Source organism: Pseudonocardia cypriaca (genome assembly GCF_006717045.1).
Taxonomy (GTDB): domain Bacteria; phylum Actinomycetota; class Actinomycetes; order Mycobacteriales; family Pseudonocardiaceae; genus Pseudonocardia; species Pseudonocardia cypriaca.
The window spans coordinates 2,264,883-2,290,575 of sequence record NZ_VFPH01000002.1; the positions used below are offsets into that span (position 1 = coordinate 2,264,883).

The 25,693-nt window shown below is 70.3% G+C and carries 27 protein-coding genes and 1 tRNA gene; 12 read left to right on the top strand and 16 right to left on the bottom strand.

The genetic code is table 11. From position 1 onward, the window contains the following. Positions 1-15 precede the first annotated feature (15 nt). On the bottom strand, positions 16-801 hold the full coding sequence (locus FB388_RS28355; RefSeq protein ID WP_170225864.1) for a GntR family transcriptional regulator: 786 nt from the start codon (positions 799-801) through the stop codon (positions 16-18). 132 nt (positions 802-933) lie between these two features. Between FB388_RS28355 and FB388_RS28360 the strand changes: the two genes are divergently transcribed. From FB388_RS28360 to FB388_RS28370, 3 genes are all read left to right on the top strand, one after another. Continuing rightward, positions 934-1,428 (top strand): SRPBCC family protein, encoded by a 495-nt coding sequence (locus tag FB388_RS28360; protein WP_142105176.1) that lies wholly within the window; start codon positions 934-936, stop codon positions 1,426-1,428. Further along, positions 1,425-1,757: an ArsR/SmtB family transcription factor gene (locus tag FB388_RS28365; RefSeq protein WP_142105177.1), complete on the top strand. Its 333-nt coding sequence runs from the start codon at positions 1,425-1,427 to the stop codon at positions 1,755-1,757. Before FB388_RS28360 ends, FB388_RS28365 begins: the two co-directional genes overlap by 4 nt. A 116-nt stretch (positions 1,758-1,873) precedes the next feature. Then, positions 1,874-3,331 (top strand): MFS transporter, encoded by a 1,458-nt coding sequence (locus FB388_RS28370; RefSeq protein ID WP_142105178.1) that lies wholly within the window; start codon positions 1,874-1,876, stop codon positions 3,329-3,331. A 34-nt stretch (positions 3,332-3,365) separates the two neighbouring features. Here the strand turns inward: FB388_RS28370 and FB388_RS28375 are convergent, their stop codons facing one another. Continuing rightward, on the bottom strand, positions 3,366-4,307 hold the full coding sequence (locus FB388_RS28375) for an AraC family transcriptional regulator (protein ID WP_142105179.1): 942 nt from the start codon (positions 4,305-4,307) through the stop codon (positions 3,366-3,368). A gap of 81 nt (positions 4,308-4,388) precedes the next feature. Between FB388_RS28375 and FB388_RS28380 the strand changes: the two genes are divergently transcribed. Next, on the top strand, positions 4,389-5,237 hold the full coding sequence (locus FB388_RS28380; protein ID WP_142105180.1) for a Rossmann-fold NAD(P)-binding domain-containing protein: 849 nt from the start codon (positions 4,389-4,391) through the stop codon (positions 5,235-5,237). 124 nt (positions 5,238-5,361) lie between these two features. Here the strand turns inward: FB388_RS28380 and FB388_RS28385 are convergent, their stop codons facing one another. Then, positions 5,362-6,009: a winged helix-turn-helix transcriptional regulator gene (locus tag FB388_RS28385; protein ID WP_211362251.1), complete on the bottom strand. Its 648-nt coding sequence runs from the start codon at positions 6,007-6,009 to the stop codon at positions 5,362-5,364. 92 nt (positions 6,010-6,101) lie between these two features. Here FB388_RS28385 and FB388_RS28390 point away from each other — a divergent pair, with 92 nt between their 5' ends. From FB388_RS28390 to FB388_RS28405, 4 genes are all read left to right on the top strand, one after another. Next, positions 6,102-6,872: an SDR family oxidoreductase gene (locus tag FB388_RS28390; protein WP_142105182.1), complete on the top strand. Its 771-nt coding sequence runs from the start codon at positions 6,102-6,104 to the stop codon at positions 6,870-6,872. 96 nt (positions 6,873-6,968) lie between these two features. Beyond that, the gene (locus tag FB388_RS28395) at positions 6,969-7,256 is read left to right on the top strand and encodes a putative quinol monooxygenase (RefSeq protein ID WP_142105183.1); all 288 of its coding nucleotides are present in this window, start codon (positions 6,969-6,971) and stop codon (positions 7,254-7,256) included. 69 nt (positions 7,257-7,325) lie between these two features. Beyond that, positions 7,326-8,141: an SDR family NAD(P)-dependent oxidoreductase gene (locus FB388_RS28400; protein WP_246122467.1), complete on the top strand. Its 816-nt coding sequence runs from the start codon at positions 7,326-7,328 to the stop codon at positions 8,139-8,141. A 147-nt stretch (positions 8,142-8,288) separates the two neighbouring features. Next, complete coding sequence (locus FB388_RS28405; protein WP_170225865.1) at positions 8,289-8,690, top strand: nuclear transport factor 2 family protein; 402 nt, start codon at positions 8,289-8,291, stop codon at positions 8,688-8,690. Between the two features lie 175 nt (positions 8,691-8,865). On the opposite strand, the gene FB388_RS28410 is transcribed toward FB388_RS28405, so the two are convergent. From FB388_RS28410 to FB388_RS28435, 7 genes are all read right to left on the bottom strand, one after another. Beyond that, positions 8,866-10,209 carry an NAD(P)-binding domain-containing protein gene (locus tag FB388_RS28410; RefSeq protein ID WP_142105186.1) on the bottom strand — a complete coding sequence of 448 codons (1,344 nt, stop codon included), beginning with the start codon at positions 10,207-10,209 and terminating at the stop codon, positions 8,866-8,868. 28 nt (positions 10,210-10,237) lie between these two features. Continuing rightward, positions 10,238-12,574: a trimethylamine N-oxide demethylase gene (locus FB388_RS28415; protein WP_142105187.1), complete on the bottom strand. Its 2,337-nt coding sequence runs from the start codon at positions 12,572-12,574 to the stop codon at positions 10,238-10,240. Between the two features lie 152 nt (positions 12,575-12,726). Then, positions 12,727-13,017, bottom strand: a complete 291-nt coding sequence (locus FB388_RS28420) for a hypothetical protein (RefSeq protein ID WP_142105188.1) — start codon at positions 13,015-13,017, stop codon at positions 12,727-12,729. Positions 13,018-13,061: 44 nt separating this feature from the next. Further along, entirely contained in the window at positions 13,062-14,135 is a 1,074-nt protein-coding gene (locus FB388_RS28425; protein ID WP_142105189.1) for an EamA family transporter, read from the bottom strand. A gap of 237 nt (positions 14,136-14,372) precedes the next feature. Next, positions 14,373-16,019, bottom strand: a complete 1,647-nt coding sequence (locus FB388_RS28430) for an amino acid permease (protein WP_142105190.1) — start codon at positions 16,017-16,019, stop codon at positions 14,373-14,375. Positions 16,020-16,086: 67 nt separating this feature from the next. Continuing rightward, on the bottom strand, positions 16,087-16,500 hold the full coding sequence (locus FB388_RS41260) for a tetratricopeptide repeat protein (RefSeq protein ID WP_425468576.1): 414 nt from the start codon (positions 16,498-16,500) through the stop codon (positions 16,087-16,089). A 374-nt stretch (positions 16,501-16,874) separates the two neighbouring features. Beyond that, positions 16,875-17,930, bottom strand: a complete 1,056-nt coding sequence (locus tag FB388_RS28435) for an App1 family protein phosphatidate phosphatase (RefSeq protein WP_211362252.1) — start codon at positions 17,928-17,930, stop codon at positions 16,875-16,877. Between the two features lie 170 nt (positions 17,931-18,100). Between FB388_RS28435 and FB388_RS28440 the strand changes: the two genes are divergently transcribed. Next, entirely contained in the window at positions 18,101-19,489 is a 1,389-nt protein-coding gene (locus FB388_RS28440) for a hypothetical protein (RefSeq protein WP_142105192.1), read from the top strand. Positions 19,490-19,624: 135 nt separating this feature from the next. On the opposite strand, the gene FB388_RS28445 is transcribed toward FB388_RS28440, so the two are convergent. The 3 genes from FB388_RS28445 to FB388_RS28455 all read right to left on the bottom strand — a co-directional run bounded on the left by FB388_RS28445 (position 19,625) and on the right by FB388_RS28455 (position 20,989). Beyond that, positions 19,625-19,697: transfer RNA gene (locus tag FB388_RS28445), tRNA-Ala, on the bottom strand. Positions 19,698-19,761: 64 nt separating this feature from the next. Next, complete coding sequence (locus FB388_RS28450; RefSeq protein WP_142105193.1) at positions 19,762-20,511, bottom strand: DsbA family protein; 750 nt, start codon at positions 20,509-20,511, stop codon at positions 19,762-19,764. A 1-nt stretch (position 20,512) separates the two neighbouring features. Continuing rightward, positions 20,513-20,989 carry a MauE/DoxX family redox-associated membrane protein gene (locus tag FB388_RS28455; RefSeq protein WP_246122470.1) on the bottom strand — a complete coding sequence of 159 codons (477 nt, stop codon included), beginning with the start codon at positions 20,987-20,989 and terminating at the stop codon, positions 20,513-20,515. Positions 20,990-21,076: 87 nt separating this feature from the next. Between FB388_RS28455 and FB388_RS28460 the strand changes: the two genes are divergently transcribed. Further along, a complete protein-coding gene (locus FB388_RS28460; protein ID WP_142105194.1) occupies positions 21,077-21,802 on the top strand; it encodes a VIT1/CCC1 transporter family protein in 726 nt (241 codons plus the stop codon). On the opposite strand, the gene FB388_RS28465 is transcribed toward FB388_RS28460, so the two are convergent. After that, positions 21,792-23,084, bottom strand: coding sequence for an MFS transporter (locus FB388_RS28465; RefSeq protein WP_246122472.1), 1,293 nt, complete (start codon positions 23,082-23,084; stop codon positions 21,792-21,794). The two genes, FB388_RS28460 and FB388_RS28465, sit on opposite strands and share 11 nt — an antisense overlap. 65 nt (positions 23,085-23,149) lie before the next feature. Here FB388_RS28465 and FB388_RS28470 point away from each other — a divergent pair, with 65 nt between their 5' ends. Beyond that, complete coding sequence (locus FB388_RS28470) at positions 23,150-23,554, top strand: SRPBCC family protein (protein WP_142105195.1); 405 nt, start codon at positions 23,150-23,152, stop codon at positions 23,552-23,554. Positions 23,555-23,582: 28 nt separating this feature from the next. Here FB388_RS28470 and FB388_RS28475 read toward each other — a convergent pair whose 3' ends face one another. Further along, positions 23,583-24,179: a dihydrofolate reductase family protein gene (locus FB388_RS28475; protein ID WP_142105196.1), complete on the bottom strand. Its 597-nt coding sequence runs from the start codon at positions 24,177-24,179 to the stop codon at positions 23,583-23,585. Between the two features lie 123 nt (positions 24,180-24,302). Further along, positions 24,303-24,863: a DUF308 domain-containing protein gene (locus tag FB388_RS28480; RefSeq protein ID WP_142105197.1), complete on the bottom strand. Its 561-nt coding sequence runs from the start codon at positions 24,861-24,863 to the stop codon at positions 24,303-24,305. A gap of 147 nt (positions 24,864-25,010) precedes the next feature. On the opposite strand from FB388_RS28480, the gene FB388_RS28485 reads away from it, so the two are divergent. After that, positions 25,011-25,640 (top strand): TetR/AcrR family transcriptional regulator, encoded by a 630-nt coding sequence (locus FB388_RS28485; RefSeq protein WP_142105198.1) that lies wholly within the window; start codon positions 25,011-25,013, stop codon positions 25,638-25,640. Positions 25,641-25,693 lie beyond the last annotated feature (53 nt).

Consider the following 25,693-nt stretch of genomic DNA (forward strand, 5'->3'; position numbering starts at 1 on the left):
ATCTCTCCTCCCTGCTCAGCGCCGCTCCACGCTCGCTCTGGCGAGCAGGCCGGCGGCACCGGATCGGGTCGCGACGGACTGGCTGATGCGCACCGGCAGGCGCAGCGGGTTGTGGACCGAGCGCGAGAACTCGACGACCCGGTCGTCCTCGTCGAACGTGAGCTGATCCACCGTCAGGGCGATGGCGGGTTCGCCGAGCTCCAGCTCGCCGGCCTCGTCCGGATCGGCGGGACGGGCACTGATCACCGTTTCTGCTCGAGCCGGCTGCACCTGGTAGCGCTCTCGCAGCAGCTCGAACAGCGATGCTGTCGTGAAGTCCACCTCGGCGAGACCCGGCACCACGGCATGCGGCAGCCACACCTGCTGGATCGTCAGCGGGACGGAGTCGGCCAGCCGAACCCGGTGCAGGTAGACGACTTCCGCGCCCGGCGACACGCCCAACCCTCGCGCCACAGCTGGTGACGCCGCCTGCACCTCACAGGTGAGCACCCGGCTGGACGGCTCCACTCCACCCTCACGCATGGCCTCCGTGTGACTGACCAGGGCGTGGAGCTCCTGCGCCGGGGACCGTGCCGCGACGAAGAAGCCCCGGCCGGGCGAGCTCGTCAGGTAGCCCTCCGCCACCAGCTCGCTGAACGCCTGGCGAACGGTGATCCGGCTGACGCCGAGCGTCGTCAAGAGCTCCCGCTCGGACGGCAGCTTGCGACCCGCCACCCAGATGCCGGTGTCCACCGCGTCCCGGACCTGGTTCTTGATCTGCCGGTAGAAGGGGACCGGGGAGAACTTGTCGACATACAACACGCTCCTGAGCATGACTGGTCATGACCAGTCATGGCAATCCTCTAGGCGGAGTCAGCCGAACTGCAATCTGACGGTTGCACTCCGATGAGCGATGTGCAATCGTAGAGTTGCACACCACCTGGAGGGAACCTGATGAGCGACACCACGTACACCGAGGCGGAGCTGGCCGAGCTCGACAGCATCGCTCGCCGGATCGACATCGACGCACCGGCCGATCGAGTCTGGGAACTCGTCGCGCGGCCCGGCTGGTACATCAACGACGGCACCGTCGAGGCCGAGCCCGACCTGCGGTACGAGGGCGACGTCGCGGTCGTGACGCAACCGGGACAAGGCGAGTTCCGGTTCCGGACCGTGCAGCTGGACAAGCCGCGCTATGCCGCGTTCCGTTGGCTGAGCACGCCGTTCCGCGCCGTCTCCGAGGGGACGCTCGTCGAGTTCTGGATCGACGAACGAGCCGGCGGCGGGGTGACGTTGCGCGTCCTCGAGAGCGGGTTCTCCACCCTCTCCGAAGACCCGGCGACCTGGCTGAAGGAGCGCGAGGGCAACGACCGCGGCTGGACGGAGGAGCTGGCCGCCGGGAAGGCGTTCGTCGAGTCCGGGGCGGCGCACGCAGACACGGGGTCATGAGCGCGCCGGACCTCCCGACCATGTGCGCAGCGCTGAGCGACCCGACCCGCTGGGAGATCCTCACGCGGCTCGGTCAGGGCGCGATGTCGGCCTCCGCCCTGGCCCGGGTCCTCCCGGTGAGCAGGCAGGCCATCGGCAAGCACCTCGAGGTGCTGCGTGAGGTCGGGCTCGTCGAGTCGGAGCAGCGCGGGCGCGAGGTCGTCTACCTCGTCGTCGGCGCCCGGCTGAGCTCGCTCGCCCGAGAGCTGGACCTGATCGGCCGGTCCTGGGAGAGCCGCCTGCTGTCGATCAAGCAACTGGCCGAGCAGGACCCGCCCCCTCGGCCCTGACCGGCACACCCACCTACGACAACGGACGTCTCCGCGTCGGAGCCGCATGCGCTTCGCCGCGCGACTCCGCATGCCCGAAATCCCTTCCACCACGACGAGATCGGCAGGTACCAGACATGTACATCGAAGCGGTCGAGCCGACCATCGGCACCGGTCCCACGGAGGAACAACGGGACATCACGCCCACCGTGCGCGCTCCGGCGCCGCGGACCAGATCGGGTTTCGTGCTCGCACTGGCCTGTGCCGCGATGGCGATCGTGGGTATCGACACCGCGATCGTGAACGTGGCACTGGCCTCGATCCAGCACGACCTCGGCATCGATCACGGCACGCTGCAGTGGGTGGTCGTGGCCTACGGCCTGCTTCTGGGCGGGTTCCTCCTGCTCGGCGGGCGGCTGGCCGACCAGCTGGGACGGCGGCGGGTCTTCGTGGCCGGCGTCGCCATCTTCACGGGTGCGTCGCTCCTGGCGGGGATCACGCAGGATGCCGGTCTGTTGATCGTGGCGCGTGGGGTCCAGGGGTTCGGTGCGGCGCTCACCGTGCCGGCAGCGCTCTCGTTGCTGGCAGTCACGTTCGCGGAAGGACCCGAACGCGACCGAGCGGTGGGCCTCTTCGGAGCTGTCGGCGGCCTCGCCGGCACCGTCGGGGTGGTTCTGGGCGGGCTGCTGGCCGCCGGTCCCGGCTGGCGCTGGGCGTTCTTCATCAACGTGCCGGTCGGGATCGCGCTGCTCGTGGCCGCCCTGGTGTTCCTGTCCGCGGACCGGGCCGGTGAGCGCGCTCCGCGCCTCGACGTCGGCGGGGCCATCACGGTGACCGGCGGCCTGCTGCTGTTCGTCTTCGCGTTGCACCACGCCGCGGGCCACGGCTGGTTCACCTCGTCCACCCTTGCCCTGTTCGCCGCGGCCGCTGCGCTGCTGGCCGTGTTCGTCCGGATCGAGGCACGTTCGGCCGCCCCGCTCGTGCCCGCCGCGCTTCTGCGGAACCGCACGGTGGTGGCCGCGAACCTGACCGCCTTCCTCGCGTTCTCCGCGCTGCTGTCGTTCATCTTCATCGGTTCGCTGCTGATGCAGCAGGCCCTTGCCTACTCGCCGGCGATCACGGGTCTGGCATGGCTGTCCACGACGGTCACCGTGTTCGTGGCCGCCATGGCGGGCGCCCGGTTCGTCGCACGGGTCGGGGTGCGGCGACTGCTGATCATCGGTCTGTCGCTGGTCGCCATCGGCGCGTTGTGGCTGGCCAGGGTCCCCGCTGAGGCCGGCTACGTCACGGACCTGCTGCCTGCCTTCCTGCTCGCCGGGGTCGGCTTCGGGTTCTGCGGGCCCGCTCTGCAGCTCGGCGCCCTGTCCGGGGTGTCGCGGTCGGATGCGGGGCTGGCGTCCGGCCTCGTGGAGACGATGCGCGAGATCGGCGGCGCCGCCGGGGTGGCGGGGGTGTCCACCGTGCTCGTCGCAGGCTCCGACCTGGACAGCTTCCACACCGCCTTCACGGTCGTCGGCGTCATGGCCTTCCTCGGCGTGGTCGTCGCAGCCACCGGATTCGCACGGTCGGCCGTGCGAGTCGGAGAGACGTCGTGAGCCGGGCATCCGGGTCTCGTCAGCTCATGCGGGCTCACCCGTCGGACCGGGTCTCCCGGTACTGGCGGGGGCTGACCCCACGGGCTGCCTTGAATGCGCTGCTCAGGGCGAGCCCGTCGCTGTACCCGACCCGTCGGGCGATGCTGTCCAGCGTGAGGCCGGGGTCGAGCAGCAGGTCCGCGGTGCGGGCCAGCCGCCACTGTTTGAGGTACGACATCGGGGGCGAGCCCACCAGGTCGGCGAACCGTCGGGCCAGCACCGAGCGGGAGGCGCCGGACTCGGCGGCCAGGTCGGCCACCGTCCACGGCCGGGCCGGATCCTCGTGCAGCAGGCGCAGCGCCCGGCCGACAACCGGGTCCCGGTGGGCGGCGTACCAGCCGGGCGCGCTCGCCTCGGCCCGGCTGAACCACGTGCGGAGCACCGAGACCAGCAGCAGGTCGAAGAGCCGGTCCAGGACCGCCTGCTGGCCGGGCAGCTCGGTCCTGATCTCCTCGCCGAGCATCGAGGGGAGGGGGGAATCCCAGTGCTCGCGCTCGAGCACGACCAGCGGCGGCAACGCGTCGACCACCCGCCGGTTGATCTCGCCGCGCAGTTGGTAGCAGCCCATCAGCAGCACCGTGGATCCGTCAGGGTCGTTGCCCCAGGTCCGCACCCCGAGCGCCATGGCCTCGCCCAGGTCGGCACCGTCGGTGGTCGTCCGACGTCCTCCGGGCAGCCAGTTCACGGTCGGAGGTACGTCCGGGGCGCTCGCGATCGTCAGCGGGGTCAGGGCCCTGACCAGCGACACCGAGCCGGCGCCGACCTCGCGCGCCTCGCCGGCGTCCGGGGTGATCCACGCCGTGCCCCGGAGCACCGCCACCAGGCCCAGCGGTGCGTCGTCGGCCATCCGGAACGACCAGGGCGGCTCCATCACGGTCCGCTGCAGGAACGCGCCACGGCCGCGGGGACCGTCCAGCAGGTTCGTCAGCCCGTCCACGTCGCGAGCGTAGGACGCGCCGCCATGTCCCCGGGACGCTCAGCCATGGGCGGAGAAGCCTTCGGCGGCTTGGCTGATCACATGACTACCGAGAGCGCACAGACCACCCTCGTGGTGGGAGGAACCGGCACGACGGGCCGCCGGGTGGCGGCACGGCTCACGGCCCTCGGGCGCCCGGTCCAGATCGGGACCCGGTCGTCGAGCCCCAGGTTCGACTGGGACGACGCGGACACGTGGGCGCCTGCCCTCGACGGGGTGGGCGCGGCCTACCTGACCTACGCACCCGACCTGGGCATGCCCGAGGCGGCGGACCGGATCCGCAGGTTCGCAGAGCTCGCCAGGAGCACCGGCGCACACCGCCTGGTGCTGCTGGCCGGACGTGGTCAGCACGGCCACGCTCCCGCCGAACGGGCCGTGCAGGAGTCCGGTCTGGAGTGGACCGTGGTGCGGTCCGCGTGGTTCGCCCAGAACTTCAGCGAGGGCTTCCTCGCCGGCCTGGTCGCCGACGGCACGGTTCCGGTACCGGCCGGAGATGCCCTCGAACCGTTCCTCGACGTCGACGATCTCGCCGACGTCGTCGTCACGGCGCTCACCGAGGACGGCCACGATGGCGAGGTCTACGAGCTCACCGGTCCGCGGCTGCTCGGGTTCGCCGACGCTGCCGCCGAGATCTCCCGGGCACGAGACGCGCACGTGGCCTACCTCCCGATCGCCGAGGCGGAATTCGCCGCCGCCCTGACCGCGGACGGCACGCCTGCCTCGCTCACCGACGTGCTGTGCGAGGTGTTCGCCGAGCTCCGCGAGGGTGACAACGCCGGCACCACCGATGACGTCGAGCGCGTCCTGGGCCGGCCGCCGCGCGACTTCGCCGCGTTCGCCGCCGCAGCCGCGGCCGGTGGCGCCTGGTCCTCCGCTGCGGTCCGATCCTGACCGAGGAGCGAAGGACTCCGATACCGGCCGCGAACGTACCCGGCGGTCTCCGGGCGCCCGCCGCCTGATCTCGACCTCGATGTCCTCGCCGAGCAGGACCACCCACCGGCACGGGGTCGCCGCGTCAGCCGAGGGCCTCCAGGAGGCGACGGGTCGCAGCGAGGTCGCCGGTGACGGTCGCCTCGCCTGCCCCGACTGCTTCGGTCAGCTCCTTCTGGTGACCGATCAGCTCGTCGAGCGTGGTGGGGGTCGTCTCGACGACCGCGTCCGGGCGGTCGGGCGCGGTACCGCGGGCGATCTCGACGAGCGCTCCGTCGGCCACCTGCGCCGTGAAGCGGTCGTGGCCGAGGTGGAACTCGTACCGCGCCGTCCACGGCTGCCGGTGGTCGGGCGTGAACGTCGACTGCAGCCGCAGCATGGTCGAGTCCGCGCCGATCCCGCCGCGCATCGGGACCACTGGCGAGGACGCGCCCCAGGAGCCGAGGCGCAGCAGGAGCGGGCCGAGCTCGGTTCCCCATGTGGTGAGCTCGTAGACCCGGGACCCGGCCGGGGGCGGGAGTGTGCGCCGTTGCACGACACCGACCGATTCGAGGTGGCGCAGCCGCTGGGCGAGGATCGTCGGCCCGGCGGCGGGCAGCCCGGCCTGGATGTCGCTGAAGCGCTTCGGCCCCAGCAGCAGGTCGCGCACGATCAGCAGGGCCCAGCGCTCGCCGACGAGGTCGAGTGCGTGCGCGATGCCGCACGCCTCCCCGTAGCTGCGGTGACCGGTCACCGACCCGACTCTACGCTCCAGATTCTTGACACCTTGATACATCTAATGGATGGTCTACTACAGATACTATAGTAGACGACTGGAGGGGTGTCATGGCGGGGTTGAGCGGCAGGACGGCGCTGGTCACGGGTGGGTCGCGGGGAATAGGGAGGGCGATCGCGCTCAGGTTGGCCGCCGACGGCGCCCGGGTCGCGGTGCACTACGGCAAGAACGGCGCGGCGGCGGACGAGGTCGTCGAGGCCATCGAACGCGACGGTGGGCAGGCGTTCGGCGTGCGGGCGGAGCTGGGCGTCGACGGCGACGTGGACACATTGTTCGGCGGGCTCGCAGCCAGAATGGGCGACGCTCCGCTGGACATCCTCGTCAACAACGCCGGGGTCCTCGAGGCTCCGCCCTTCGAGCAGGTCTCCCGGGAGGTGTTCGACCGCTCGTTCGCGGTGAACGTGCGGGCGCCGTTCTTCATCACGCAGCGGGCCGTCGGGCTACTGTCGGACGGCGGCCGCATCATCAACATCTCCTCGGCGGTCACCCGGATCGCATCGACGTTCTTCCAGTACACGATGACCAAGGGTGCGATCGAGGCGCTCGGCCTGACGTTGGCCCAGTCGCTCGGGCGGCGGGGAATCACCGTCAACTCGGTCGCGCCGGGGATCACCGACACCGACATGGGCTCGTGGGTGCACGGCGCCCCGGGGCTGAAGGAGGAGATCGAGGCGTCGAGCGCGTTGGGTCGGCTCGGACAGCCGGCCGACGTGGCAGACGTCGTCGCCTTCCTCGCTTCGGACGACGCCCGCTGGGTCACCGGCGTGACCCTCGACGCCAGCGGCGGGACCTGGCTCGGACCCCGCGGTGAGGCGGCGTGACCCGGCGGCCGGCGACACGCCGGGCCGATGACTTCGGCCGCGCCGGACGGTCGTAACCGGAGGTACGACGACACCGAGACTCGGGGAGAAACCCTGATGTGGATCATTGCCGGCTTCATCGAGGTCGATGACGACGAGCGGGACCTCTTCGTCGAGGCACACCGCGATCTCGTCGAACGGGCCCGCCAGGCGCCGGGCTGCCTCGACCTGGCCATCACGGCCGACCCGATCGATCCTCGACGGATCAACAACTACGAGCGGTGGGAGTCGTGGGACGCGATCGAGGCGTGGCGGGCGCGAGCTGACGCTCCGGACACGGGCATCGCGATGCGCAACGTCGACGTGATGGCCTTCGAGGTGGCCAGCACCCGTCCTCCCTTCTGAGCCCATGTCGCGGAGAACGCGAACGAGCGGGAGCCGGCGCCGGTGAGCTACTACGACGGGAAGGGCGTGGTGATCACCGGAGCGGGTTCGGGCATCGGCCGCGCCTTGGCCGTCGAACTGTCGGCGCGCGGCGCCCGGTTGGCGTTGTCCGATCGGAACGGCGACGCCCTCGCCGCAACAGCACGCCGTTGCGGACCCTCCTCGGGCGATCTCCGAACAGATGTGGTCGACGTGACCGACCGTCCCGCCGTGATGAGCTACGCGGATTCGGTTGCCGGCGATCTCGAACCCGTCGACGTGGTCTTCTCCGTTGCGGGCGTACTCCACACCGGGAGCGTGCTCGCCTCGAGCTTCGTGGACGTCGAGGAGGTGTTCGCCGTGAACTACTGGGGCGTCGTGAACACCACCAAGGCGTTCCTACCCCATGTGACGAAGGCGGAGCACGGCCACATCGTGACGATCTCGAGCGTTTTCGGGCTGATGACAGCGCCTCGTTACAGCGCCTACTGCGCTTCCAAGTTCGCAGTCCGCGCTTTCACCGAGTCGCTGCGGCAGGAGATGATAATCGACCGCAAGCCGGTCTCGGTGACCTGCGTCTACCCCGGTGGCATTCGGACGCCCATCATGCGCAACGGCCTGTTCGCAGCCGGAGAGGATCGGACCGCTGTCACGAACTCGTTCGACCGGGTTGTCGCGCGGACATCTCCGGAGCGGGCGGCGACGAGGATACTGCGCGGGGTCGAGCGGCGGCGGGCTCGCGTACTCGTGGGCGCCGACGCTCGTGTCATCGGTGGCCTCCTACGCGGACTGGGCGACGCGTACCCGCACGTGATCCCGTCGCTCGCACGCCTCACGCGCATCCTCCGCGGATCCGCGCCCGGCTGAACTCGTGCAGGCCCAGCCCCCACCGTGGAGGCCCGGCGCCGCGTCGCGAGGCACGTGTGGCCGACGGCAAGCATGGTGATCGATACTTGCTGCCCAGCCGCGCTGGTCCGGACGACGACACCAGACCGGACGACGAAGGGAAGAAACATGACGATCGACCAGAACAAGGCTTCCGTCAAGAAGCTGGTCGAAGGCCTAGGCACGAACGGCAGTCCCGACGCCTTCGACCTTCTTCACGAGAACGCGGTGTGGACCGTCATGACCGACGCTGCCACTTTCCCGGTCTCCGGCGACATGTCGAAGCCCGCGTTCGTCGAACACATGAAGAGGTTCCACGACTCGCTGCCCAGCGGTATACGCATGTCGGTGACGAGCGTGATCGCAGATGAGGCCAATGCGTCGGTGGAGGCCACCTCGAACGCACTCCTCGCCAACGGGAAGCGCCTCAATCAGGTGTACCACTTCGCATTCGAACTGGACAACGGCAAGATCGTCGCAGCACGCGAATACATCGATACGGCCCGCGCCCTCTCCGCGTTCTCCGAGTGAGCGAGATCCTGGCCCGCGGCGACCACTCCCGGCGACCGGACCGCGCTGATCTGATCGGCTTGCCCGCAGGCCTCCCGGCACCTGGCGGCCGAGCACTCGCCCCCGTCCTCGCGATGGGCGCGAGCGCTCACGTCCACGCTCTTACTCCCCCGGACTGCGATTGCGAGACCGCGACTCACGCATCGGTTCGCAGGAACGCTCCCAGTGAGTCGTCGGGCTCGTCCCACCACGGCGTGTGGTGCACGGGACCGGTGGTGCCCGTGCACGGCGAGGAGAACGACTTGTCCCGGTAGCCGGTGATGCTCTCCTCCTTGTGGTGCTCCCACGTGTTGAAGTGCTCGCGGACCAGGTCGAGGTCGAACGCCGCGTAGTCGACGTCCTCGAGCAGGTCGCGCACGTAGTCGGTCTGGAAGTCGATGTCGTCCGCGGGGCCGCCGAGGGTGTCCTGGCGCTCCCGCCACGACGCGATATCGCGCTCCATCTCCCCCCGCGCAGGCAGCGGGATCCGGCCGAGCACGACGTCGCGGGCGAACCACGCCTGCGCGTCGAACATGTTGAACGTGTAGTACTGGTCCTGCATCCCGAGGTACATCAGCTTCGGGTTAGCGGTCCAGACCACACCCTTGTAGAGGTCGGACGGGTAGAGGACGTTGTCCGTGCGCAGCCGCAGGTTGTCCTCGATGAACGGGAACCAGTGCCGGTATCCGGTGCACAGCACGATCGCGTCCACGTCACGGGTGGTCCCGTCGACGAAGTGCGCGGTCCTGCCCTCCAGGCGATCGAGCTTCGGCACCTCGGAGATCCCCTCCGGCCAGCCGAAGCCCATGGGGGCGTTGCGGTAGCAGATCGTGACGGAGCGGGCCCCGTACTTCTTCGACTGCAGTGCGATGTCCTCCGCCGAGTAGCTGCTGCCGATGACGAGCAGATCCTTGCCGGCGAACTCCTGCGCGTCCCTGAAGTCGTGGGCGTGCAGCACGCGCCCGGGGAAGGTCGCGAACCCGGGGTACTCGGGCACGTTCGGGCTGGAGAAGTGACCGGTCGCGACGATGACGTTGTCGAACTCCTCGGTGCGGGTGGAGCCGGTGGGGCGGGACTCCACGGTCACCTCGAAGGTGTCACGGACGGGGTCGAAGGAGATCCACCGGACGGCGGTGTCGAACTGGATGTTCTGACGCACGTTGCTCTTCTTCGCCCGCCCGGTGATGTAGTCGAAGAGCACCTCACGCGGCGGGAACGACGGGATCGGCTTGCCGAAGTGTTCGTCGAACGTGTAGTCGGCGAACTCCAGGCATTCCTTCGGCCCGTTCGACCACAGGTAGCGGTACATGCTCCCGTGCACGGGGTCGCCGTACTGGTCGAGCCCGGTACGCCAGGTGTAGTTCCACAAGCCGCCCCAGTCGCTCTGCTTCTCGAAGCAGACGACCTCGGGGACCTCTGCCCCACCCCGCCGTGCCTCCTCGAAGGCGTGCAGCTGGGCCAGGCCGCTCGGGCCAGCACCGACGACGGCCACTCGTGCCATGTCTCGTCTCCTCCTGGTCTGGTCGACTTCAGGACCGCGGACGGGTCTTGTCGGGGTCGTAGAAAGGGAACCGGACCACCCGCGCGGGAATGCGCTTGCCGTGGCCGTCGAGCTTACCGACCTCCACCGCCGTGTCGATCTCCGCGTGCTGCACGGCGATGCGGCACAGCGCGATGTTCTTCCGCAGCACCGGTGAACGGGTGGCGCTCGTGACCACGCCGACCCGGGAACGTCCGACGTGGACGGGGTCGCCGTGCTGGGCGGGCTCGTTGCCCGCGAGCTCCAGACCCACGAGCGTGCGCTGCGGGTGTGCCTTGCGCTCGAGCAGCGCCTCACGGCCGACGAAGTCGTCCTCCTTCGTCTTCAACGGCACCGTGAAGCCGATCCCCGCCTCGAACGGGTCGGTCTGGTCGCAGAAGTCGTAGCCTGCGAACACCAGACCCGCCTCGATGCGCAGGACGTCCAGCGCCTCGAGCCCGAGCGGGGTGAGACCGTGGGGCCGACCGGCCTCCCACACGGCGTCCCAGAGCGCCGAAGCGTCGCGCGGGTGCACCCACAGCTCGTAGCCGAGCTCGCCGGAGTACCCGGTGCGCGAGATGAGCAGCGGGATGCCGTTGTGGTCGCCGATGCGACCGATCGCGAACCGGAACCACGTCAGATCGGTGAACCGGGGCTGGGTCGGCGGGGTCCAGACGATCGACGCGAGCAGGTCGCGGCTGGCCGGGCCCTGCACGGCGATGTTGTGCAGCTGGTCGGTGGAGTGCTTCACCCATACCCGGTCCAGGCCGAGGCGCTGGGCCTGCTCACGCAGCCAGACACCGTCGTACTCGTCGCCGCCGACGAAGCGGAAGTTCGTGTCGCCCAGGCGGAAGATCGTGCAGTCGTCGATCATCCCGCCGGTCTCGTTGCACATGGCCGAGTAGACGACCTGCCCGTGCGAGAGCTTGCGGATGTTGCGCGTGACGGTGGCCTGCAGCAGCGCCTCGGCATCCGGCCCGAGCACCTCGAACTTGCGCAGCGGCGACAGGTCCATCACCGCGGCGCGCTCCCGGCACGCCCAGTACTCCTCCTGGACGCCGTGACCGTCGAAGCTGCTCGGCAACCAGTAGCCGCGGTACTCGACGAACTGCCGGGTCAGCGCCGAGGTCCGCTCGTTGAAGGCCGTCTCCCGGGAGAGCGTCGCCTCGGACTCCGGTGTGACCCGGTGGGCGATGGCCATCGAGAACTTCCTCCTCGCGTCGTAGACCCGCACGTGTACGTCCGTGGGCACCCACGCGTTGGACGGGTCGATGTCGTCCGGGCAGGCCGAGGACGCGCAGACGAGGTCGGTGGTCGCTCGCATGAGCACGTAGTCGCCGGGTCGCGACCACGGCTCGTCGAACACGAGCAGGTTGTGGTCGTCGAACATCGTGTTGTAGAAGAGGTTCAGCGCCGGCCAGCCCTTCCTGGCCGCGACGCCGTAGCGGGCGAGCTGGGCGTTGAAGTTGTCGGTGCAGTTGACGTGGCCCGGGTAGCCCATGTCTTCGTAATACTTCGGGTTGCACGCGAGCCCGAACGTGTCGTGGCGCCCGACGGTGTCCCGCACGATCTCCACCAGCGGCTGGGCATCCTGGTCGTAGAACTTCCCGAACAGGCCGGGCTGGGGGTAGGCGTTGCCCATGAGGTAGCGGGTGGTCGTGGAGTCCAGGCCGCGCTCCACGCCGTCCTGCAGTTGACGGGCGCCGAAGGCGACGAAGTCCGAGCACTGCCTGCCCTCGACGTCGATGATCTGGATGTACTGGCCCTCGCGAACCTCGTAGCTGCACGCCGTGGCGGCGTCGATGCGCAGGTCGAGCACCGGCTCGGCCAGCGGTTCGGGCAGGTGCGGCTCCATCGCCGGGCGCTGCGCGCCCCGCCGAACCTCGAGCAGCAGGTCGGACGGCGGGTTGGCCGGTTCCGCGTCGACCAGCATCGGCAGGGCAGGGGCGGCGACGAGGACGTCGGCGGCGTCGACCGCGGTGAAGGACTCGCGCGCCCCGGCGGGCGACCGCCCGCCGAACAGCCGAGCGGCGGTCGCGGCCGAGGGGTCGACCCCGTGCTCGGCCAGCACGGCGAGCACGGCGCGCGCACCGTCGCCCTCGCGAAGGGCCAGCGCCCGCACCGTGGTGGCCGGCGCATCCTGCGCGACACCGAGTGCGCGCTTCGGGCCGAGCACGGTCAGCTCGGCGGGCTGCATGCCCTGCCGGTCGACGACGTCGATCCGGTCCCCGGCGGCGAGCCGCACTGCGGTGACGCCGCCCGGCCGCACCCAGTACGTCTCGAGCCCCGGCTCGCGGGGGACGAGACCGGGCAGCAGCAGCCGGGGAGACGGTGGGGAGAGGGTCATGCCGAGGTCACCCTTCCTGTCGTCATGCCGACCTCCGGCTTGCCGTCAGAGCTTCTTCACGAACGTCCGCGCCTGGTACAGCGCCAGCAGCGGGAGCCCGATCATCAGGATCACCATCAGCACCGGTCCCGCCGGATACGCGAAGAACGTGCTCATGCGCTCTCTCCCATCAGTCCCGACTGCCGCATGCGGGTACGCCCGAAGTCGTTGAGGCCGAACTTGAACAGCAGCTTCTCCTCGCCGCGCGACTTCTCCGGATCCACGGCCGTCTCGATCTCATCGAGCAGACCGCTGGAGAACAGGTCGGTGAGCGTCAGCCGCACGGTGCCGAACCAGTAGTCGCCGGACACGTCGTAGACCCGCATGACGTCGTCGGCGATGTCGTAGTCCCACATCGGCCCGCGCTCGGCGAGCAGCTGCAGCATGTGGCCCTTCATGTGCATGGCGGGTCCCTCCTCAGCATCGATGTTCGGTCCGCGAGCTGCGCTCAGGGGTTGGTCGCAGCGCCGACCTGGGCACCCGGGACCGCCCGGACGACCTCCAGCACGTCGCGCTTCTCGGTGAACAGCACGAAGCTGCCGATCACGGCGATCAGTCCGCCGACGACGAACTGGACGCCCGGCGCCTCGAGGGTGAACAGGTACAGCCACACCAGCGCGAGCGGCCCGTACAGCGCTGCGATCGCCTGGCCACGGCCGACGCCGATGAGCGGGAAGGACTTGTACCAGGCCACGTAGCAGAAGCCGAACGTCAGCCCGAGCAGGACGAGCAGCAACAGGTTGTTGGGGTTGGCCAGCGTCGCCCCGATGACCTCCCACAGCCGGTTGCCCGCGAGCACCCACGTGATGGGCACGACGACGAGCACCCACAGCGCCACCTCGGCGGTGAACCGCAGCGTGAGACCGACGTCGGGGTCGCTGACGTCCAGCGCGCGCCCCGCGATGGCGCCCTCGACGCCCCAGCCGATGAACGCCAGCGCGCCACCCACGTAGCCGAGCATGCCGCCCGTGCCGGCGCCGGCGAGCTCCCCGACGATCCCGGGAGCGAAGATGATCACTCCTCCGGCGACGATCACGATGATGCCCACGGCCGCCTGGCGGGTGATGCGCTCGTGGTACCAGAGCCTGGCCAGCAGGGCGCCGATGATCGGGTACAGCAGGGCGGCGACCGCGGCGAACGCGGCACCCACGTAGGCGATCGCGAGGATCGAGCCGAAGATCGCCAGCATGCCGGCGAGCCCGGCCGGGGCGTACCAGCGCGAGATGCGGGTCCGCCGCATCGTCCGGACGTACTCGCCGGTCTTGCCCAGCACCGCCACCCACAGGTACATCGCCAGCAGCACCGCCACCGCGTTCAGCGTCGTGATCACCATGGCCGCCAGCAGGTAGTCGCCGGTCGATCCGGCGAGATCCACGAACGGGACCTCCGAGTAGATGACCGTGCCCGGCACGTACCAGGCGCCCCACAGAACCGCGCACCAGATGGCCCAGATGAAACCCCACCGCACCTGCCGGTTGCGGTACTCCCGACGCAACTGCTGCACCTTCTCGTTTTCTGCCATGGCGACTCCTCTACAGGCGACCCGGCGCGCGACGAGGCGCACGGCGTCGAGAAACGATGGGTCGGCGTCCGATGGGCGAGTGCGCATCGCTGGAGGCGCCCCCGACACACCTCACTACTGTCCGTTACAAGACAGCATCGCGGAACGACTTCGGCTTGTACACCCTTCTGTGGGACGGGATGCGTCGGCCGACCACGGTGCGCCACCCAACGTGGCGTGCGGGAGCACCAGCACTGGTCAGAACGGGTGCCCGGACTGCTGCTGCTGGTGCTGCTGCTGCTGATACGCCTGCTGCTGCTGGTGCTGCTGATACGCCTGCGACTGCGAGGCCGCGCGCTGGATGGCCGCGAGCTCCGCATCCGCGGTTTCCTCGCGGACCGGGCCGGTGAACCACTTGCGGGCGGACAAGAAGTACCAGCCGCCGAACAGGAGGAGCGCGCCGCCCACCGTCAGGGGGGCGTAGTTCACCGACTCGAAGGCGAACTCCTCAGCGCCCGGGATGCCGTTGGGCGAGATCGGCAGGAGGAACAGCACGCAGATGAACGCGATCCAGGCGACCGCGATCCGGGAGATCCACTTGTAGTGCTTGCCGAGGCTCCAGACGCCCGGCTCGAACTTCTCGCCCGCCCTGATCCGCAGGATGATCGGCAGCGCGAACGCGATGGAGAGGCCGATCACGGCGATCGAGGTGCCGACCGCGTAACCGACCACGCCGTTGGCGAGCGTGGGGATCATCAGCGCCCACGCGGCGACGACGATCGCGATCACCGAGTTCACCGGAACCCGGTTCGCTCCGACCCGCCGCCACAGCCGTGACCCGGGCACCGCATGGTCGCGGGAGAACGCGAACAGCATCCGCGACCCTGAGGTGACACACGCCGTGCCGCAGAAGAGCTGCGCGCCCACGGTGATGAGCAGCATGAACTCCGCCCAAGCGTCGTTGGTGGCCTCGGCCCAGATGTAGACCACGGCCTGGCCACCCGCGTCGAGGGTGCCCTGCACGTCCGGCACCGCGAACGTCACCGCCAACAGCAGGACGAACCCGAACACCACCGACGCGACAACGGCCCACACCATGCCCAGTGCCGTGGAGCGGGACGCCGAGCGGGTCTCCTCGCTCATGTGCGCCGAGGCGTCGTAGCCGACGAGGGAGTACACGGGCATCAGCAGCCCGATGCCGAACACGTACCAGATGGCCGAGTCGGAGAACCCGGAGTTGTTGATCACCTCGCCGAACACGAACGCGACCGACTGGTGCTCAGTGGGAACGATCACCATGACGACGACGACCAGCCCGACGCCGGCCATGTGCCACCACGTCGACAGCACGTTGAGCTGAGCCAGCACGTTGACGTTGAGGAGGTTGAGGCTCAGCTGCACAGCCGCGATCACCGACATGACGATGAAGATCGTGACGTTGTCGGTGCCGACGAGGCTCGGGAACCACAGGTTCAGCAGCGCCGTCGCGAAGGTCGCCGAGGCGTACTGGACGGCCGCACAGACCGCGATCAGACCCACCAGGTTGAACCAGCCGGTGAACCAGCCCCACGCGGGCCCGCCCAGCTTGGAGGCCCAGAAGTACAGCGCGCCCGCCGTGGGCATCGAGGAGGCGATCTCGGCCATCGCCATCGCGACGAGCACCGAGACGGGGCCGACGATCAGGCTGCCCCACATGATGATGGCCGGGCCGCCGTTGTGGAAGCCGATGTAGTAGGAGGGCAGGTATCCCGTGAAGATGGAGATGATCGTGAACGAGATGGCGAAGTTGGAGAACCCGCCCATCTTGCGGTAGAGCACCTGCGAGTACCCCAGCCGCAGCAGGAGCGCCTCGTCGGCGCGGGCGGTTTCGCGATCTCTCGTCAGATAGGTAGAAGGGCTCGACATGCTGTTGCCTCGGTTCGTCTGGTCTCGGGGGAGTCGGAGGGGCAGGGGAGCCACCCCTCGAGGAGGGTCATTCCGATGGCCTCGCCACACTCGACGAGGGCGGTCCGGTGCGGGTGCCGGGGGGAGCGGATCGGCGTCCTGCATGGCCGCGCCGAGCAGGACGGTGGCCGCCTCGAGGTCGCCTGCGGCGGCCTGGGAGCGCACCATTCCCGTCCGGGAGGTGAGCGTGTCCGGGTGCGCGGGTCCCAGCACCCGCATGCGCTGAGCGGCTCACGGCGATCAGCCGGATGCCCTCCCGCCGCCCCGACGACACGCGGGCGGCCCCGAGATCGCCGGCGACGCTCAGCGTGTCGTGGTGGTCGGGCGCGAGCATCGCTCGGCAGCCGCGCAACGCGTCCTCGAACATGTCCGCGGCTTCCTTCAGGTTGCCGGCGCTGAACAGGGCCGCGGCGCGTGCGTCGCGGGCGGCCAGGTCGTGCACGCCTCCCGCATCGGGGGTCGCCCGCCTTCCACGCCGACGGGCTCACCGTCCGCGTCCCCGGCATCCTCAACCCCTCCGTTGAGTACGACGACGTGAGGACGTTGCCAACGCTACATACCGTTACAACCCCTCAGCTGAACGTGGCCAGTCAACCCGATCGAGTGATGGGCCCGAAAACCGCCCCCCTACTACTCCAGCCGCAGTTCGTGATCATGGCCGTCTCCGGTCTCTCAATCTCGTGGTGAGAGAGACGATCTTGCGGCGTGGGTCGGCGGGTCGGACGGGTTGTTCGCGCAGGTGACCGGGCGGTTCTCACGGGTGGAGCCGCGGCGGAACGAGGCCCGCGACGACAACGTCCGCTACCGCCGCATGGCCTACAACAGTCCGTGCTCGCCCAGCTGGCGGGCCAGACCGGCGCCGTCGGGCGCGTACATCCACGACCGCCGCTGCCCGTCCGCTCGGGCGGGGCCGTCGGCGGGCACCGGCAGGCCGCCGGCGAGCACCGACTGGGTCGGCGACAACTGGCGGATCGCCACGGCGGCGACGTTGTCCGGGTGCGACGCGGCGAAGTCGCCGTAGATCTCCGGGTCGTGCTGCCCGTCGTCACCGACGAGCAACCACCGGATGTGGGGGAACTCCCCGGCGAGCCGAGCGAGCGTGGCGCGCTTGTGGGCCTGCCCGCTGCGGAACCAGCGATCGGTCGTCGGACCCCAGTCGGTGAGCAGCAGCGGACCTGGGGGGTACAGGTTGCGCGACAGGAACCGGGTCAGCGTCGGCGCGACGTTCCACGCCCCGGTCGACAGGTAGAACACCGGCGCGTCGGGGTGCGCCGTCATCAGCCGCTCGTACAGCACGGCCATACCGGGGACGGGCGAGCGCGCGTACTCGTCGAGGACGAAGGTGTTCCACGCTGCGAGCAGGGGCCGTGGCAGTGTCGTGACCATGACGGTGTCGTCGATGTCGGACACGACGGCGAAGCGGACGTTCGGGTCCACGACGCACACCGGCGCCTCGACCGTCTCGGCGCCCGCCCGGTGCAACCGGAGGCTGCGCCAGCCCGGCTCGAGTTCCGCCTCCACCACGGCATCGATGTAGCCACCGCGATCGGTCCGCACCTGGTGTTGCCGGTCACCGACCTCGACGATCACGGGCTCGTCGGTGACGGGGAGCGTCGCGAAGCTGCGCCAGCCCCGAATGGCCCGGGTGCGTCCCAACGCTCGCTCGGGACGACTCAACAGCAACCGCCCGAAGACCCGCACCCACGACGGTGTCCCGTAGCCGGTGTACGGGACGATGGTGTCCCGCCAGCCGCGCTGCCGCAGCCGGGGCTCGACCCTCTCGTACACGGCGTCCTCGAAACGAGCCGCGCGGTGCACGCGCCCAACAGACGCCGCGGATCCCTCGGCGTCGGTCTCCGACCCGTGCGTCACGGACACACCCTGCCACACGACGGCCGACCGCTTCCCCGATCGCGTTCGGGCACCGGGCCGTCCAGCCTCGAAACGATCATGTTGCGCTGCGGGGACCCCTCCCGGCGCGGGGTGGGAGTTTGAGCCTGGCAGCTCCGGCAGGGGTCCGGGCGTCTGGAGAGGGGTGCTCGATGGGCGAATCGTTCGACGACGAGTACGACGAGGTGGTGGCGCTCGCGCGCCGTGCGCGTCGCGGCGAGTTCGTCGGGGTGTTGCCGGAGCTGTCGACCTACGTCCGGTCCGCGCGGTCGGTGCCGGCGCGCATGGCGGCGGCGGTGGCCGTGACGGACATCCTCGTCTGGGACGACCTGACCATTCCGCTCGCCGCGGACATCGCCGAGGAGGTGCTCGCCGCGGCCTGCGACGACCCGCGGTGGAAGCTGGTGCGGCTGTGGAGCCCGCTGGTCGACGTCATCGTCGGTGCCCAGGTTCACCACGGAGTCCCGGCGCGTCCGCGGCTCATCGAGCTGGCGGAGCGGGCTGCTGCCGGTCGCGCCGACCGCGTCGTGCACGACGCGATGGTGCGCACCCTGAGCTACGAGGTGCCCGAGGACGGCGCGCCGGTGCGGTGGCGCACCCACATGCCCCCGTACGTGCGGAACAAGCCGATGAGCCAGAGCTTCTACGACGATTTCCGGGCCGGGCCGCAGGCGTGGACCAACGGGCAGGCCGAACAACTGTGGGGCCTGCTCATCAACTGCCAGGAAGGCCCGGAGATCGCTGCGGGCATGCTCGCGGCGGGCGTCGATCCGGGAGACGCGTACGCGAGCTGGTTGTGGCTCATCGGGCAGTTCCTGGAGGAGGGTGACCGTGCCAAGGCGGCCTGGGCGTTGGAGCGGTACCTGGGCTGCTGGCATGAGTACGAGGTGCCCTCGTCGGTGCTCCCGCGGCAGCTGCCGCTGTACCTGTGGACGCGGCCGCTGCTCGACGCGGCCACCCGGAGCGCAGTGCTCTCGTCGCCGGTCGGGCGCGCCCCTGCGGAGGAGAACGTCGAGTGGCGCAGGCTCGAACGAGCGTTGCGCACGAGGTGCAGCCTGGACGCCGCGTGCGTGACGGTGGCGGTGGGCTGCTCGGTCGACGAGGCGCTGCGCGCGTTCGGGGCCGACCCGGCTGCGCCCGCCGTCCCACGGCTGGAGAGCAGCGACGACGTTGGGGGTGTGTCGGTACTGGAACTGCCCGGCGCCGTCGTGCTGGTGGAGGACAGGGGGTTCACCGGATCCGCCGAGGGGGCGATACGGGCCGCGTCGGCGCGCGGGCGGGCGGCCAGCTACTTCTGGAACGCGATGGGTGACGAGTCGGTGATGTTCGCCGAGAACGGTGAGATCTTGGACGGCGGGGACTACCTGCTCGGCTCCGAGACACTGGAGCACCCCGCTCTCGCCGCGATCGTCGAGGACATCGCACGGTCCACGGATGACTCGAAGCTGATCGGCCTGCTCGCGGTCGAGCGGTTCACAGGGGTTCGGATCGCGGAACCGGCCACCCCGCCGCTGGTGTTGGTGCACCCGATCGCGAATTGAAGGTTGCCCATGGCCCGCTCGACGCTCGCGAAGATCGCGCAGCAACCACACGAACGGCCATCACAAGACGACACCAGAAGCAGAAACCCCGCCTGACCTGTACGGACTCAGGTGGCGGGGCTCCGGGTGCAAGAGTGGAGCTGAGGGGATTCGAACCCCTGACCCCTTGACTGCCAGTCAAGTGCGCTACCAGCTGCGCCACAGCCCCTTGCCCCGACGAAGTTACACGATGCCCCGGAGGCCTCGTGCACCGGGTCGCCGTACCCCGGCGGTCAGGGCTGGCCCTCGATCGCCTTCTGCAGCCAGCTCGTGTCGTTGAGATCGATCTTCTTGCCGCCGATCGCGACGGTGGGGGTGCCGAAGCGGCCGTTGGTCTGCAGTGCGGTGTCGGAGGTGGCCTTCTCCGTCTCGGCCGCCACCGCGTCCACGTGGGTGTTGCCCTGCACGCAGGCGGCGAAGTCGCCCTGGGCTCCCAGTTCCGTGCCGAACGCGATCAGCTGGTCGTCGCTCAGGCCTGCGCTGCCCTCGGCGGGCTGCTCGTCGAACAGCTTCTCGTGGTAGCGCGGGAAGATCCCGGCGGAAACGGCGCAGAGCGCGGCGTTCCCGGCGCGGGTGGAGTAGCCGGCGGGGTTGCTCTGCTCGTCCAGGATGGCGATCGTGTGGATCCGGAGGCTGATCTTGCCCTCGTTCAGCGCGGTCGTGACCTCGCTGCCGTAGCGGGCCTCGAACCGCTCGCAGCTCGGGCAGATGTAGTCCTCGTAGAGGTCGATCACCACGGGGCCGGTGCCCGCGGTGACGACGGCCCCGTCCGCCTTGGCGGTGTAGGTCGGCTCGACGTCGCCGCCGAGGGCGCGGGCCACCAGCAGGGCACCGCCGACCACAACGGCGACCACGATCACCACGGCGACCACGATCATCGGGGTCCGGTTGCGCTTCTGCGGGACCCGGATGCCCGCGGCGGCGAGGCGTCGCTCCGCCTCCTCCTGCTTGCGCCGCTTCTCGTTGCGAGAGGCTCCGCCCATTTCAGCCCATCCTCCTGGTTCCGAGCCGGTCGTCGAGTGCCAGCACAGTGCGCGGACGGACGACCAGCCAGCCGGCCATCAGCAGGAAGCCGATGTCGCGCACCAACTCCTGGACGTATGTCGTCTCGCCGGGTTCCACCGCACCACCGCCACCGAAGCAACCGCAGTCGATCGACAGGCCACGCGCCCACGCCTGGCCGACCCCGATCACGAACACGAGCAGCAGGCCGGCGGACAGGGCGGCGACCAGGCGCGTGCCGACACCGGCCAGCAGCAGCACGCCGAGCGCCAGCTCGACCCACGGCAACAGCGCCGCCACGACCTCCACACCGGTGTCGGGCAGCACGTCGTAGGCGCGCACCGCGATGTACGTCTGGTCCGGGTCGGCGGCCTTGAGCACGCCGGACACCAGCCACACGGCGGCGAGGCCGATCCGGGCCAGCGTCCCGACGACGTCGAGCGAGCGGGCGCGGTCCACGAGATCAGCGTAGCGACGCAGCCGAGCGCAGAGGGTGGTGCCCCATCTACGGAAAGTAACGGACGCCGCGGAATCTAGGCTTGGGCGATGAACGGCGTCCCTGATCCGGCAGCCCTCGCCGGGCACGAGCACCATCACGCCGACGTCTCCGGCGGCTGGTTGCGGGCCGCTGTGTTCGGCGCGATGGACGGGCTGGTCACGAACATCGCGCTCGTCGCGGGCGTCGGCGGCGGTGGCGCCGACCGGCACACCATCATCCTGACCGGTATGGCCGGGCTCGTCGCCGGTGCGTTCTCGATGGCGTTGGGCGAGTTCGCTTCGGTCGACACGCAGAACGACGCGGTCGCGAACGAGGTGGCGGTCGAGCGCGAGGAGATCCGCATCCACCCGCAGGCCGAGGAGGCCGAGCTCGCCCAGATGTACGAGGGGATGGGCCTCACCCGCTCGACGGCGGAGGCGATGGCCCGCGAGGTGCACGCCAACCCGGATCTCGCCCTCAAGGTGCACGTCTCCCAGGAGCTGGGCGTCGACGTGGACGAGCAGCCGTCGCCGTGGGTCGCCGCCGTCTCGTCGTTCGTGTGCTTCGCCGTCGGCGGGGTGATCCCGCTGGTCTCCTTCCTGCTCGGGTCCTCGTCGTTGCCGGTGGCCCTGCTCGTCGGTGCGGTCGGGTTGTTCACGGTCGGCGCGCTCACGTCGCGGTTCACAACGCGCAGCTGGTTGCTCAGCGGGCTGCGGCAGCTCGCGTTCGGCGCGCTCGCCGCAGGGGCGACCTTCATCGTCGGCCTGCTGATCGGCGTGGGGGTCACGGGATAGGTCGGCGCCGCGATGGGCACTCGGTCTCAGAGCACTCGGCCAGCGACTCCTCCGCGGCCCTCGGGCCCGGCGCCGACGGGAGGGTCTCGGGAGCGCGGAGCCAGAACCCGAGCGCGACGAGCGCCATCGCCCCCGACACGGCGAACGCGGCCCAGAACCCGGCGACCTCGGCGAGCGCACCGGCCACGACGGGGCCGACGATGGCGCCGAGGTCCGCCACCATCTGGAACCCCGCGAGCACCGTGCCGCCCCGGGCACGGGAACCGATCACATCGGCGACGGCCGCGTTCATGGGCGGGTTCACCAGCCCGCTGCCCATCCCCGCCACCAGGCTGGTCGCGAGGAACAGGGTCGGGTCGGTGAGGAACCCGAGCACACCGGTGGCGGCCGCCGTGACGGCGAGCCCGGCCAGCACCGGTGGGCGCCGGCCACGCCGGTCGGCCAGCCGGCCCGAGAGCACGAGCGTGGCCGCGTTGCCGACGGCGAACACGGCGAGCGCGATGCCGCCCCACGCCTCGGCCTGCCCCAACGCCTCGACCACGAACAGCGGCACCAGCGCGACGCGGACGCCGAACACGACCCACCCGTTGGCGAAGCTGGCGGCGAGCGCCGCGCGGTAGGCCGGGTGGGCGAGGGCGGCGCGGAACCGGGCGGGGGGCTCGGCGGTCGCGGCCAGCTCTGCGCCCGTCCCGTCCCGGCCGCGCAGCAGGAGCAGCGCGACGCACACGACGACCACGAGCACCGCCGAGTAGACGAGGAACGGTGCGCGCAGGCTCACGGCGCCCAGGCCGCCGCCGACGAGTGGGCCGATGACGTTGCCGAGGAGGAAGCCGGTGGCCCACATCCCGGACGCCCGCCCCCGCATGTGCGGCGGCGCGAGGCGAATGAGCAGCGACAGCGCCGAGACGGTGAACATCGTGGAGCCGATCCCACCGAGCCCGCGCAGCACGAGCAGCTGCCAGTAGCTCCCCGCGAAGGCGCATGCGCCGGTGCTCAGGGCGACGATCGACAGGCCGATCGTGAACGTCGGCACCTCGCCGATGCGCCCCACGATCCGCCCGCTCACGGGCGCGAACAGCAGCCGGACGAGCGCGAACACGCTGATGACGAGGGACGCGGCCGTGATGCCGACGTCGAACGACCTGACGAACACCGGCAGCGTCGGCGCCACGATCCCGTAGCCGATGGCGATGAGGAACGAGGTGCCGACGAGAACCCAGATCTCGCGGGGCATCCGCTCCCGCACGTCCCGGTCGAGCCCCGACCGTCCGACCTCGACCACGTCCGTGAACCCTACGCCCGGGGGTGTGACGGGTGATCGGGCGGACGGCCGGGTATCCGCCCGGTATGGCGGAGTTCGAGGCGGAACGCGTTGTCCCGGCCACGGCGGAGCAGGTGTTCGCGGTGGTCTCGGATCTGGACCGGCTGCCGGAGTGGCTGCCCGACCCGGTCGACGTGCGCCCGACCGGCGACGGGCAGGTGCACGCCGACGTCCCGGAGCGCGGGGTCGACTCCCAGGGAACGGTGCAGGTGCGACCTGAGCAGCTGCGGGTGGAGTGGGCGCACGCGCCCGAGTACGCGGGCTGGCTGCAGGTGGAGCACGCCGAGGGTTCCCGCTCGACCGTGCACCTGCACCTGTCGTTCCTCGGCGACCAGCCGGAGACGCACGGCGGCGCCCCCGCCGCCGACGTGCGGCAGTGGCTCGACGACGCACTGGCGAGCCTGGAACGAGTGGTGTCGACGTCCAGCTGATCGTTCCGAGACCCCGGACGGACCTCGACTACTTCTTGATCTCGTAGCGCAGGAGCGCCAGGCCGTTCTCGAACGCGGTGGCCTCGAGCAGTTGCAGGTCTTGCCGATCCTCGAAGATGCGCGTCCCCTTGCCGCGTGACGCCGGGCACACCAGCATCCGGACCTCGTCGATGAGGCCTGCGGCCAGCAGGGAGCGCATGAGCGTCAGGCTCCCCCACAGCCAGATGTCCTTGCCGCTCCGCTGCTTGAGCTCCCGGACGGTGGCGGCCGGGTCGCGCGTCACCGTCGCGGCGGGGAAGTCGCCCCAGGGGGCGTCGTCCAGCTTCGACGAGGCGACAAACTTGGCGAGGTTGTTGAGCTTCTCGCCGTACTCGCCCTGCTCCTCGGCGTGCGGCCAGTAGTCCTTGGACATGGCGTAGGTGTTCGCGCCGAGGATCATCGTGTCGACCGAGTCGATGAGCCCCATCACGCTCGCCTTGAACGCCTCGGGGGTGTTCTCGGAGAAGGGCTCTCCGGACACGAAGCTGAGCCCGCCGTCCTCCTCCGCAGCGACGTTGTCAACGGTGACCCACTGCTGGACCACGAGCTTTCGCGTGGGGCCCGGTCGATCGGCAGCGCTCGGCATGATCGGTCTCCTCGTCGGTCGACGGTGTGGTTGCGGTGAACACCACGGGGACGGAACCGCGCGCTGCGTCTCGACACGGCTTGCTGTGACCTGCGGCACAAGCCGCGCCCGATCGCGGTCGCGTCAGTTCCCCCGGGACGCGCTCCGGCCGAGGCGCAGCGCCGAGACGAGGAAGAAGATGCCGCCGAGCAGCGCGTAGCCGGCCAGGCTGCCCAGCGAGGCGTGGGGCAGCGAGGCCTGCAGGAAGAACGAGATCCCGGCGACGACGGAGATGGAGCCGCTGGCGATCATCGCCCACTGGCCCCCGAGGGTGCGCCGCCGCAGAGCCACGACGAGCTGGACGAGCCCGGCGAGGACGGCCCAGACCCCCCACACCTGCAGGACCGCCGCGGTGCCGGCGGTCACCGCGAAGACCAGTCCGACGGCGGCGATCACACTGATCGCGATGTTGACGTAGAGGCCCGTGGCGGGCCGGCTCGCTCGGGAGGAACGGGCGTCGACGATCGCGGCGCCCACGTCGAACAGGGGGTAGATCACGAGCAGGGCCGCGCTCACCGGCCCGATGCTCGACGCGGTCGCGAAGAGCGCGACGGCCCAGACCAGGGCGAACCCGAAACGAACGAAGTAGAGCCGACGAAGCGTCGCCGCGGCGGTGGCGGCGACAGCGGTAGCGGTCGTGGTCATGGCAGTTCCCTTCCGAAGAACCCGGGGCCTGCCGGCGGGGAGCGTTCGTCCTCCAGTAGAAAGACCGTTCTCTCTGCCAGCAGCCCGAGCCTTGCACACGTGGTCGACAGGTGCAAGACCGATCGTTCTTTCTGCTACGGTTGGTGCGTGGCGACACCGACCCGCTCCGCGCCCGACGGCCCGAAGAGCAGCTCGGGAGGGCACGGGCGATCCGAGGCCCGGGAACGGCTGTTGTCCACGGCCAGCCGGCTGTTCTACCGCGAGGGGATCCGGGCTGTCGGGGTCGAACGGATCCTCGCCGAGGCCCCGGCCACGCGGGCGACGTTCTACCGGCACTTCCCCTCGAAGGAAGACCTCGTACTGGCCTACCTGCGCGGCGTCGACGCGCACACCCGCGCCGAGGTACGAGCGGCCATCGAGACCGCGTCGTCACCGGCCGACGCGCTGCGTGCGGTCGGCACCGCCGTCGCGGACAGCCTGGCCGAACCGGAGTTCCGCGGGTGCGCCTTCCTCAAGGCCGCCGCCGAGTACCCCGACCCCGACGACCCGGTGCGCCGGGTGGTCCTCGATCACCGGGCCTGGTACACGACCACGCTCGCCAAGCTGTTCACGCAGGTCTTCGGGACCTCACCGCGGCGCCCCGATCCGCAGCACGCGGCGCGGCACTTCGTCATGATGCGCGACGGCGCCATGACCGGCGCCCATCTCGACGGCGTCGACAGCGTCCGCGCCGCGTTCAACCGCGGCGTCGAGGGCCTGCTCACGGTCCTCCACTGAGCCCTGCCCCGACGGGGATGACGATGACCGGAAAATACGAAGGCGTGCCCGCC